Origin of the sequence: Limimaricola soesokkakensis, assembly GCF_900172345.1 — a bacterium.
GTDB classification, from domain to species: domain Bacteria; phylum Pseudomonadota; class Alphaproteobacteria; order Rhodobacterales; family Rhodobacteraceae; genus Limimaricola; species Limimaricola soesokkakensis.
In genome coordinates this window covers 19,592-31,173 of sequence record NZ_FWFY01000021.1, presented here as the reverse complement: position 1 = coordinate 31,173, position 11,582 = coordinate 19,592, and the positions used below count along the sequence as shown (strand labels likewise).

At 58.3% G+C, this 11,582-nt stretch carries 4 protein-coding genes and 1 pseudogene; 4 read left to right on the top strand and 1 reads right to left on the bottom strand.

From position 1 onward, the window contains the following. Window positions 1-195: 195 nt before the first annotated feature. Both LOS8367_RS17975 and LOS8367_RS17970 read left to right on the top strand, forming a co-directional pair. Complete coding sequence (locus tag LOS8367_RS17975) at window positions 196-1,194, top strand: IS30 family transposase (RefSeq protein WP_085897923.1); 999 nt, start codon at window positions 196-198, stop codon at window positions 1,192-1,194. Window positions 1,195-1,294: 100 nt separating this feature from the next. After that, window positions 1,295-1,558 (top strand): annotated as a pseudogene (locus tag LOS8367_RS17970) (helix-turn-helix domain-containing protein); the annotation flags it as partial. Window positions 1,559-2,934: 1,376 nt separating this feature from the next. Here LOS8367_RS17970 and LOS8367_RS17965 read toward each other — a convergent pair. After that, window positions 2,935-8,580, bottom strand: a complete 5,646-nt coding sequence (locus tag LOS8367_RS17965; RefSeq protein ID WP_165761521.1) for a calcium-binding protein — start codon at window positions 8,578-8,580, stop codon at window positions 2,935-2,937. A gap of 372 nt (window positions 8,581-8,952) precedes the next feature. Between LOS8367_RS17965 and LOS8367_RS18905 the strand changes: the two genes are divergently transcribed. After that, window positions 8,953-9,234 (top strand): hypothetical protein, encoded by a 282-nt coding sequence (locus LOS8367_RS18905; protein WP_133056377.1) that lies wholly within the window; start codon window positions 8,953-8,955, stop codon window positions 9,232-9,234. Window positions 9,235-10,356: 1,122 nt separating this feature from the next. After that, window positions 10,357-11,199: a LysR family transcriptional regulator gene (locus tag LOS8367_RS17955; protein WP_085897919.1), complete on the top strand. Its 843-nt coding sequence runs from the start codon at window positions 10,357-10,359 to the stop codon at window positions 11,197-11,199. The last annotated feature ends 383 nt before the right edge of the window (window positions 11,200-11,582 follow it).

The following is an 11,582-nucleotide window of genomic DNA, read 5'->3' as shown; positions in this document are numbered from 1 at the left end:
CGCCACGCCCCGGAAGTGCCTGGGCTACCGGACCCCGGCCGAAGTCTTCCGGGAAAAGCTGATGGAGGCAATGAAGTCAGGCGAGTAAGTTGAAGCCGTGAAAATTGCGCTTCAGCGTGAGCCCACAAGCGGGGCACTTTCTAAACTGGGTTGCGACAACTGCTCTATCCTGTCGCAAACACAGGAGTTTGGAAGATGGCCCACCGCGAGCTGGATCTACGAGAACGGCGTCTGGTTGAAGACCTTCTACAGGCGAAGATGTCTGTCGCAAAGATTGCGGTGAGATTGTCCCGCCATCGCTCGACGATCTACCGCGAGATCCAGCGTAATCGGTTCGAAGACAACGAGCTGCCCCATCTCAGCGGTTACTACGGCATGCTGGCCCAGAAACGGGCCGCCGAGCGCCGCCACAGGCGTCGTAAGCTGATCCGGATGACGGCCCTGTGCGAGGCCGTCATCGATCGCTTGAAAGCTGGTTGGTCACCCGAGCAGATCGCCGGGCGGCTACGCTTCGAAGAGCATCGCAGCACCATTTGCCATGAAACGATCTACGCCTTCGTCTACTCGCAGGATGGTCAGAGCCAGGACCTGGCGCGTCACCTGCCCGAGCGTCGCCGCCAGCGCAAACCCCGTTATGCCCGTCGGTCTCGAAGCCTCGTCTTTCCATTGGAACGCGCGATCCAGAACCGGCCGGACCACGTCAACGACCGTAGTGGGTTCGGAGACTGGGAAGGCGATTTGATGATCTTTTGCAAGGAGTTAGGCAAGGCCAACGTGGCCTCGCTGGTGGAGCGCAAGACGCGCTATGCGGTCCTGTTCCGCAACAACGACCGCAGCTCCAAGCACTTGATGAACCGTCTGATCGCCCTGCTGTCGCCCCTGCCCCTATCCGCACGGCGCTCGATCACTTTCGACCGGGGGCTTGAGTTCAACCGATGGCGCGACCTGAGAACGGGAATGGGCACCGAGGCGTGGTTCTGTGACCCGCAGGCGCCTTGGCAGAAGGGCTCGGTCGAGAACCTGAACAAGCGGGCTCGGCGCTACCTGCCGCGTGATACGGCCATCGCCGCACTGTCGGACCACGCGATGGTCGAGATTAGCGCGCAGCTGAACGCCACACCAAGACGCTGCCTCGGCTACCGGACACCGGCCGAGGCCTTCGCTGAGGAACTCCGTCAGCTCGACCTATCCTGAACCCGTGTTGCAACCAGCATTGAATTCACAGCGGCGCGCGCTACTTCCAACTGCGACTCTTGTTTGAAAACAATGCCCTATCAAACAGGAGTTTTCCAGTATGGGACGTGTTTACGTGCAGTTGACGCTCGAGGAACGGCGCAAGATCGAGCGCTGGCGCCATGCCAAAGTGTCCGTGAACGAAATGGCGCGGGTATTGCAGCGTCACCGCTCGACCATTTTCCGCGAGCTCAGGCGCAACCATTTCCAGGATCCCTGCATGCCGAAGGTCGTGGGCTACTTCGCCATGGCCGCGCAGCTGAGAACCAGCGATCGCCGCGATCGGCGCCAACCTGATCACCCCCGGATTGGCCACCGTCTGATTGCGGCTCCGGGCCGGTGCCTCTGAACCCCAGCCAGACTATACCTTCGGCTGGTCCGGCTCTTCCTCTGCGCAGATGCGAACAGCTGCAGTCCGCTCTACCTATGGGTTATGAAAACCATATACCCTCACCTTTTCGGACTCCCTTTCTGGGCATGGCTTCTAGTGCTGTTAGCTTGTTTATTGCTGATCCGCGTTCTTGATCGAGGGCAGGAATTGCGTGGATCAGGGGCGTGCCTCATCGCAACCTCGCTGGCACTCTTCAGTGCTGTGGCGCTGGCCTTCTAGCAGCATTTCGCTAAGTTCCTGCGGCAAGTCCCGCTGATGGCAGCTTTTGCCAATATCTTCTCGCGGGGTTAAGCCGCGGCACCTGTCGATCCCAACGCGTCTTGAAGTGTCGGCCCGCCAGCTCCGCCTGGTGGCGGGCACTGCGGGGCCGCGACCGGACAAGCCAGTCTCCTCTGCCTCGACTTCGGCCCCCCGGCGGCGTTGATGATGTGACCGCCCACCGACGGCATCGGTGTGCCAAGGTGGGTTTGCAACAATCCACATTGGAGGGCGGTCATGTCGGGGGGCGGTCACATCATCAACGCCCCCCCGAAAGCCTCACTTTTGTGGCTGTGGCCTTGAGCGCCAGCCTGTCGTGCCAAAGCACCAGCGGCAGACCCATCTAGCCAATCACGCCCTGCAAATGCACCAGCACCATGCCCGTGCGGAACGCAGACGCTTCGAAATCGGCGGCGCGCCCCATGAGGGTCATGCGTGCAGGACAAGTCCAAGCCCAATGCGGCTGGGCTCACCAGATGCATTCTGCCAGAGCTTTACCTTATTCTTACTTTGCCAGAAGGCAGTAGAGCGCGCGGAACAATGCAGCATAGACTGCCACTCCGAATATAACGCCGGGGGCGATCCACCATCCGTACTTGAACCGTGTGCGACGGGCCATTCTTCTACCCCGCAGCGGCGACATTCCCCGCCCTGGTCGTCACTTCATCAAGAAACAAGGATCGCCTCAGGGCAAGGCGTTATGTTGCCCTTGGGTAAATTAATCGCGCGCGAACTACAGCCAGAGCCTCCCGGTGCTACCTGCCGCCACATCTGCGACGGGCTTGGGCGCGGCTGGAGCAATTTCTGCGCCCTACCCTTTTGTCTTGCCGGTCCATCAGCCTCTGCCGATGGGTCAAGGCAAGCGCTTAAGCTTACCTGTGCAGTATGAGGTTCATTTCTCTTCCCCGCTCGACGCTACCAGAGGGTGGTATTCAAGTCAGTGCGGCCACGCGAGAATTTCTCTGACTCGGACCGTCCAGTTGCTCCGAGGACAGGAAAACGGGACGATCCGCAAAGCAGATCGTCCCGTCTGGCCGTACTATACGCGCTGTTTACGCGACCTCGACCCAGTCGCCGCCTTGCCGTGCATAGGTGATGTCATCGAATTCGAGCCGCTCCATCCCGGTAAGCACATCGCGATCTTCCTCGAATGTCACGATCACCTTGTCGCCGAAGGTCACGCCGTAATCCTCGAACGCGCCGTCGAACTCGACCGTGTCGCGGCCCTTGCCGCCCACCAGCTTGTCGCTGCCCAGGTCGAAGATGAAGGTGTCGGCGCCACCGCCACCCAGCACCGTGTCGTTGCCGGCTCCGCCGTCGAGCCAGTCCTTGCCAGCACCACCGACCAGCCTGTCGTTGCCCTCGCCGCCCGACAGCTTGTCCTTGCCTGCACCGCCCAGGAGCTTATCGCGACCAACGCCGCCATCCAGAGCATCATGCCCGCCGCCACCGACGAGCCTGTCCTTACCGGCATCGCCAACAAGAATGTTCTTGCCATTGTCGCCGGTCAGCTTGTCATTCTGGGCACTGCCATGAACGCGCTCAATATTGATGAGACGATCACCCTCGGCGTCGCCGCCAGAGCCGCTGCGCTTGGCCAGGTTCACCGTGACGCCACCATCCGAGGCGCTGTAATCGGCCCAGTCCTTGCCGCCGCGACCATTGAGCACGTCTGCACCCTGGCCACCGATCAGCACGTTGCCGCCCTTGGAACCCAGAAGCTTGTCATCCGCGCTGGAGCCAATGACGCCCTCAAAGCCCGACAGCTTGTCGCCCTGCGCTTCGCCGCCTTTGCCGACGCCCTTCTGCAGGTTCACGACTACCCCCTTCGCGGAGCCGCTGTAGTCCAGCGTGTCGAAGCCCTTGCCGCCCGAGAGCGTGTCGGCACCGGCACCGCCTGCCACGATATCCCGGCCCTTGCCACCGTTGATCGTGTCGTCGCCCCCATCGCCGACGAGAACATCGTTGCCCTTCACGCCCTTGAGCACATCATCGGATTTGCTACCGGTCGTGACCTTGTCGACCGGGGCCGACGTGCCTTCGGCGACATCCTGGATCTCGATCTCGAAAGACTGCGTCAGGCTCAGACCTGCCGCATCCTTGGCGGTGACGGCGAGGTTGATGTTGTGCGCCTCCTCGAAATCGAGGCTGGCCTTGGATTTCAACTTCAGCGCGCCGCCAACCACTTCGAACCGGTCATCCGATACTGTGAAGCTGTGGACATCGCCAGCGTCGGGATCGACGACCGACAGCTGGCCCACAACCGCTCCGGCGGCGTTCTCAGCGACCGACGCGGCAGATAGGGTCAGGCCTGTCGCCACCTCGTTCGCGTCGGACACTTGTACCGAGAAGGTCTCGGCCAGTTCCAGGTCGCCGCTGTCCTTGGCGATCACCGTCACCGAGACGGCTTCCGTCGCCTCGTGGTCGAGCGCCACGCCCGCCCTCAACTTCAGCGCTCCACCTACGACCTCGAACCGGTCATCGGAAACCGAGAAGCTGTGGCTGTCGCCGGCGTCAGGATCGATGACCGACAGCTGGCCCACGACTGCTCCGGTGGCGTTCTCGGCGACCGACGCGGCAGACAGGGTCAAGCCTGTCGCCACCTCGCTCGTGTCGGACACTTGTACCGAGAAGGTCTCGGCCAGTTCCAAGCCGCCGCTGTCTTTGGCGGTCACCGTCACCGAGACGGCTTCGGCCGCCTCGTGATCGAGCGCCACGCCCGCCTTCAGCTTCAACGCTCCACCCACGACTTCGAACCGGTCATCCGACACCGCGAAGCTGTGAGTGTCACCGACATTGGGGTCGGTGACGGTCAGTCGGCCGATCACCGCGCCTGCGGCATTTTCGGCCACGAGTGCATTCGTCAGGGTCAGCGCCGTAGGGGCCCGAGCAGGATCATCGACCTCGATCTCGAAACTGCGGGTCAGGCTCAAACCGGCAGAATCTGTGGCAGTGAGTTTCAAGCTAAGGCCATTCAGCGCCACGGCGTCGAGGCTTTCGCCTGCCTTCAACTTGAGCAGACCCTCCACCACTTCGAAGCGGGGATCGGACACGGTGATGTCATGGGTGTCACCGGCATCCTGATCGGAGACCGTCACCATACCGACCACAGCGCCTGCCACGTTCGCTTCGAACGGCAGCTGCTCCAGTACGATCGCATCCGGTCGCTCATCGGCATCGGAGACGGTGATCCGCAGGTCGTGCGATACCGTGAACTCGCCATCCGAAACCTTGAAGGTCACCTCGTAGACGCCATCGCCGTCGGCATCGGTCGGGGACTCGAAGTCCGGTGCGACGAACTCGACGCTTCCCTCTCGGGGGTAGAACAGCGCGATCTCGGCATCCGGCCCAGTCAGTTCGTAGGTCAGGTCATCCCAGTCGGGATCCCAAGCATAGATTTCCTCGTCGACCGCCGTGTTCTCGCGCAGCGTCACCTCGGTCGGCAGATCGAAGATCGGCGCTTCGTTGACGTCGCGCAGATCCAGGTAGAAGTAGTCCCAGCTCTGGGCACCGTTCTGGTCGATCGCGCTGATCTCAACGTAGCTGTCGTCCCATTCGTAATCGAGCGCGACGCCATCCTTGAGCTTCAGCGTGTCGCCGACAACCTCGAAGCGCGTGTCCCACAGCTCGAAGCTGTGCGTATCGCCCGCATCCTGATCGACAACCGACAAGGTGCCGAGTATTGCGCCTGTGACGTTTTCCTCGACCGGGACGGTATTTAGAACAACCCGTTCGGGACTGTCATTCTCGTCCTGCACTTCGATTTCGAGGGCATGCTCCACCGTATTGACGCCATCGGATACCGCTACGGTCATCTCGTAGATGTTGTCGCCGTCGCTATCCGCCGGAGCTTCGAAATCAAGCCACTCTCGTAGCTCAAATTCACCGTAGCCGTAGCCATCCTCCCAAGAATCTTCCCACACATCGAAGAATGCGAAATCGGCGCCTGAAAAGCTGATCGTCAGCGGCTTTCCTTCGGGGTCTGCAACGTCGAAGTATTCATAAACATAGCCGCTGTGCTCGCCGATGGTGATGCGCGAGGGCAGCTCGAAGGTTGGCGCCTCGTTGACGTCGCGCAGATCAATCCCGTAGAGAGTGGATATTACATCCCCATTCTCTGCAGTTGCGGTGACGGTCACGTCGATGTAGCGGTCGCTCTCGTAGTCCAGCGCCACGCCCGGCTTCAGGCGCAGCTCATTGCCCACGATCTCGAAGCGGTCGTCGGAGTACCACTCGTCTTCGAGTGCGAAGTTGTAGGTGTCTCCCCGGTCCTGATCGATCACAGAGAGCGTGCCCAGAAGAGCCCCCTCGACATTCTCCTCGACCGGGATCGAGTCAAACGTGATGCCTTGAGGTGCATCGTTCTCGTCCAATACCTCGACCGTCATGCTTTTTTCGAAGGTGTTGAGCCCGTCCGAGGCCGTCACGGTTAACTCATAGACGTTGTCGCCGTCGGCATCGATCGGGTTCTCGTAATCGATGCCGTCGCGCAATGAAATCGTGTCCCAGCCATCGTACTCGAAAGCTTCGGAATCCACTCCGGAGAGAGTGAAGGTCACCTCGTCCCATTCCGGATCGTCAGCGTAGAGCCAAGTGGTGGCATCGTGCTTCGAGTGTTCGCCGACCACGATGCTGGAGGGCAGATCGAAGCTCGGTGCCTCGTTGACATCCACGACCTCGATATTGATAGAGCGCGAGATCTCGTCTCCATTCTGGGCGGTCGCCCGGATGGTCAGCCGATCCCCGGACCAGTTTTCGTAGTCAAATGCCACGCCTGGCTTCAGGCGGAGTTCGTCTCCGACGATCTCGAACTTGTCCAGCCAAGCCTGATCCTGCCAGCCATTATTCCAGATGGCGAAACTGTACGTATCGCTGGAATCCTGATCAATGACTGATAGTTTGCCGATCAGCGCCCCTTCTATGTTTTCCTCAATCCGGATTTCACCGTTCTCGGTGATATCAACGCCACCAAACTCGATGCCCTCGGGCAAGTCGTTCTTGTCCTGGACCTTGATGCCGATTTCCTTGCTGATGGTATGGGTGCCGTCCGTGACGGTAACCGTCAACTCGTAGACGTTGTCCCCATTCGCATCAGTAGGAGCTTCGAAGTCCGGCTGGTCACGCAACCAGAACCATCTGTTGGCATACCCGTCATAGGCGTTGCCCGTCGTTTCGAACTGCGCGGCATCGGCCCCGGAAAGCGAGATCGTCAACTCCTCCTCATCCTCGTCGTTCGAGAGGATATCGATCGTATCGTGCCAGTAGTTTTCATCGACGACCGTAAGGGAAGGCACTTCCAGACTTGGCGCTTCGTTCACGTCCAAGACTTGGAACTCGAACTCTACCGAAACCGGCTCGCCCGAAGCCGGCGTGGCAACAATTTTTACCGAAGCAAAGCTCTCTTGCTCATAGTTGAGAGAGACGCCATCTTTGAGATGAAGTTGATCGCCAACGATTTCGAACCTGTCCTCGTCTAGCGGATCAATTGAAAAGTTGTATGGCTGCGAACTTCCGACGGCCACCAAGCGCCCTACGAGCGCCCCGCCATCGTTCTCAGCCACGCCGTCGCCTTCTAGCCGAATACCGTAGGGCGTGTCGCTTTCGTTGCGGACTTGGATAGAAAGCGCGTGCGACGTGGTATCCATTCCGTCTGAAACGTGAAGCGTCACCTCGTATATGCCATCGCCATCAGAATCGCTTGGCCGCTCATAGTCGAGCCACCTGATCGGACTGACGCTTCCTGATCCCTCTCCCGGATTCCAGTCGTAATAGTTGTGCTCCACCTCGAAAAGATGGGCATCGACCCCCGTCAAGTATGCGGTGGCCGCATTTCCATCAACGTCTGCGGTTTCATAGACAACCCCGCCCGCCCGATGCCAACTATCTGCACTCGCGTTCTCACTGACCGAAATCTCGAAAGGGAACTCCACGGTCGGTCCCATGTTCACATCGGCCATGACCGGAGCTTCCGGGTTCGGCTCGTCGCGGGTCCCGGTAACGATCACTTCGCCAGCCTTGGCGGCGCTGTCGTGCTTGTCGAGGATGAGCAACTCAAGTCCGGCGTTATCAACCGTACCAAAGTAATTTTCTCTGACATGAACAGTGGCAGTCGCCCCGTCGCTGATCTCGATAAGCGGAAACTCCGCTTCGGTGAAGAAGTTGTTCCCGGTAAGATTCGCTTCCTCTTCGAAAGTCAGGAAGGCTTCGGAACGCCACTCCATCTCCGGAACATAGAAACTGTTGTTCTGCAATTCGAGGCTGCCATCGGAGGAGCCGAACTTCAGGCGCTGAAGACCTGTAAAGACGCTGTTGCTGAGAATGTTGGCGCCATGCACCCCATACAGGTCGAGATCCGCGATATCGTGAAAGTAGCCATTGTCTAGCGCTAGGGTTCCTGCCCCGGGCTCGAGGCTGCCACGATGCATGTCAAAGTAATTGGCCTCGACGACGCCCCCCGCCTCGCCGAAGTTCCGGCTGTCCGCATTGATCGTCGTGGAGTTGAAGACAACGCGGTCCTCTGTGGTCCCTAAAATCTCAAGACGCCCATAGACCCGCAACTGCGAGTTGCTTACCACCACCCCAGGATCGATGGTTAAGGTGACCCCTTCCGCAATCTCGACACCCCCTAAGTAGTCGTAAGACTTATCAGAGGTCCACACGGTGTTTTCAGTAATAATCAATGGATCAAGCTCCCTCAAGCCACGCCTCAAGCGCATCTACTCATCCAAAAGGTGAATACTCTCACGGGTTCGTGATACAACGTTAAAGGTCATTACTTGACGTTACTTCCCCCGAGGGGTGTGTCTGGTATGGTACGACCTCAGTTTTCGGCGTTGGCCCACCTGTAGGTGATGGCTTGCAAGATGATCGCGCTGGTACTGATGTCGCTGTAGGCGGGCATGGCGCGACCCTCGGCCTCGTAGATACCTAGTAAAAACCTACCTGCCGACCCGGTACTGGTGCCCAGCCTCTGACACTCAGCGGCCTCCAGCCTCTCTTTCGGCTTCCAGATGCACCGGGGGCAGATCATCGCGAAGGACGATGGGACCTTCATGGCAGCGGCAGTTGGGGTGGAACTGTCGATCAACGCGGGCGGCAAGACCGACTGCGCCTCCGGCATGACCATGGTTGCCTGGGAGGAGCGCGTCATGGAAGGCAACTTCCACATCGGCCACTACCGGCCGACGGAGTTACCTATACGACCGCATCCCGCTTCAATCTATTCGTCGCTGAAACTTGTGCATTGCCATCGCCACACCGGACTCCATAGAGGCGATCGGCTGGACAACAATTCACTTCTCGAGGTCGGCCCTGTAGCTCTTCAACTGCAGACGGGAGAGATATCCCGATGAGGCCTCGGCGTATATCAGCCGCTATCATGCTGTTCGCTCTGTTCAAGCGAACGCGTTTCCTGACGGGTCCGAGGACTTCACTACGTCCTGCACCCGCCGGAGGCCGCGGGAGCCAGCTACTCCAGAACGACGTGAGGTGCTCGCTCGAAATCTCGCAGCCTTATTAGGAATCCTGTTTGCCTACTCAATGACAGATGAGCTCTACATTACAAGATGAGTTCATCTTAACTTAAAATATTGCGAACGAATAATTTCTCGCAACAGAAGAACCCCTTGGTGCAGAATATCTAGGACCTCTTAGAGCTGCTGCGCTGTCCGGAGATTACTGCCGAATGTAGCGCTGAAATCACTGAGCAGTCTCGGCGATCCATGCCGCTTCCAAAATTGTACCAGACCGACTCTAAGTCGCTCTTCCCCACTTTCATTTCAACGCCGATTCTCTGCCAGAGCTTTTGAAACCCCGCCGCATCGAGTGAAAGAATTTTCTCAGCAAGCTCGTCAGTCGTCATAGGATATCTCTTGAACTCTTATCCATCCCCCGCCATCAAGACGCTGATGGACCACACCACGAATGCCAAACCACATATCTACGTGGAAATATGGGCCTATCACAGAAAAATGCGTGCGACGTACCTTAGGACGAATATCCAGGACGCCACTCCTACAATCAGCAACGGAATGATATACCAGCCGCTCGGCCACGCCCGGTATTCTGCCTCAGCAGGCCGATAGACCCGCCTCTCCCAAGGCAAGATGAGTTTTATAAATACGCCGCACGAAAGAGTGCCACGCGTATTTGTCATGGTTTGCGAGGAAGGGGCCACTGGAGAGGTCTCGCATGAGGCCGGTATGCACTTCTTGCATGCCTCCCTTGAGTTGTGGTTCGGCTCTACTGCCCCTACTGACGTAGCGTACACTCGTGTTGCGCGCGCCTCACTGATAGTGGCCCCCTCCTGCAACATTTAACACACTTTCATATACATCTTAGAACATTCAGCCTTACGAAGTGCTCTCCCTCTTAGGGAGGAACAACTGCACAGCTATGACCACATCTCTCGCGCTGCCCCCTGGGTTGCAAACGAAAAATCTTGCGCCAGCTCAGCAAGAAGGTTGCTAACCACCATGGATACCGAAGTCATTAAGACGCTGATCGAAGTCGTAGATACCGGGAGCTTTTCCAATGCAGCCTCACGATTGAACGTCGCCCAGACAACCGTGAGCGCCAGGATAAAATCCTTGGAAGAAAGGATTGGGAAAAAGCTTCTCGTTCGGGAAAGGAATGGTGTTAGACTAACCTCTGCAGGGGAGAGGCTCATGACTTCAGCCTCATCTTTTGTGCATCTCGGTGAGAGGATGAAGCGCGTCGCGCAAAACACATCGGCCCATGGCGCACTCTCTGTCGCCGTGGATCACAGCCTGCCTACGGATTACTTGGCGCGATGGATCAATGCCTTGCAGCGAGGCCGGCCTGAGCTGTATATTCGTGCCTTTACGCTGAACCCCAACGAAATATCTGACGGCATATCGAGAGCAGATATTGATGTTGCCTTGGTTCACTCCGCACCGTCACGGACGGGAGTGCGCAGCGAGTTGCTGGCGGAAGAAACACTGGTATTTCTCAGTGCGGACTCGCGTACGAGATCTGTGATAGATCCCGGGTTCGTCTATATCGACTGGGGGGAAGAGTTCGAGAGCGAATTTTATAAGTTCTTTGGGAATATCCCTACCCCACGCGTGCATGTTAATTCTGGCCAAGTAGCCGTCAGATACGCTGCCTTGAAGGGGGGCGGCGGTTATGGAAGGCTTGGTGCGGCACGAGATTACATAGATAAAGGGATGCTGCAGGTCATCCCGGAAATGCCGTCGTTCCCATATCCTTTGCGGGCCATCCATGCCTGCGACGGCAATCAAGATATGATAAAGTTTTCCCTGGGTTGCCTCCGGAAGGCCCTTTCCATCTCCTGACGGAGCGCGACAGACTTGGAGATTGCGGCGAGAAGAAACGTCCCACCGCCGTAAGGAAGGGCAGTGAACTGCTGCCGGCCGCTTGGGCATGACGATGAAATCGTGCCCACGGGTTTGGAGACATCAAATGAAGAAACGAACGATCAGTCGGAATTCGAGAGGCACGGCCTGCACCGCTCCGGCTCTGAACCGTTCGACCTAAGACTTAAGGCTTATTGCTTGGCAAACAACCTAATCAAGATATTTATTTGGGGAATGGGCACCATTACCCGAAGGGCTTCTATGGTGTGTTGATGAGTTTGGCCCGTCATGGCCCGTGGCGGGCCATTTTTCGTGGCTCATCATCTATCTCGTAGCTTCTAGCCGTCGCGTCATGCGGCTCC

Excerpts from the sequence above, each read along its gene's own strand:
- LOS8367_RS17975 (WP_085897923.1), top strand. The coding sequence starts at position 196 with ATGGCCCACCGCGAGCTGGATCTACGAGAACGGCGTCTGGTTGAAGAC.
- LOS8367_RS17955 (WP_085897919.1), top strand. The coding sequence starts at position 10,357 with ATGGATACCGAAGTCATTAAGACGCTGATCGAAGTCGTAGATACCGGG.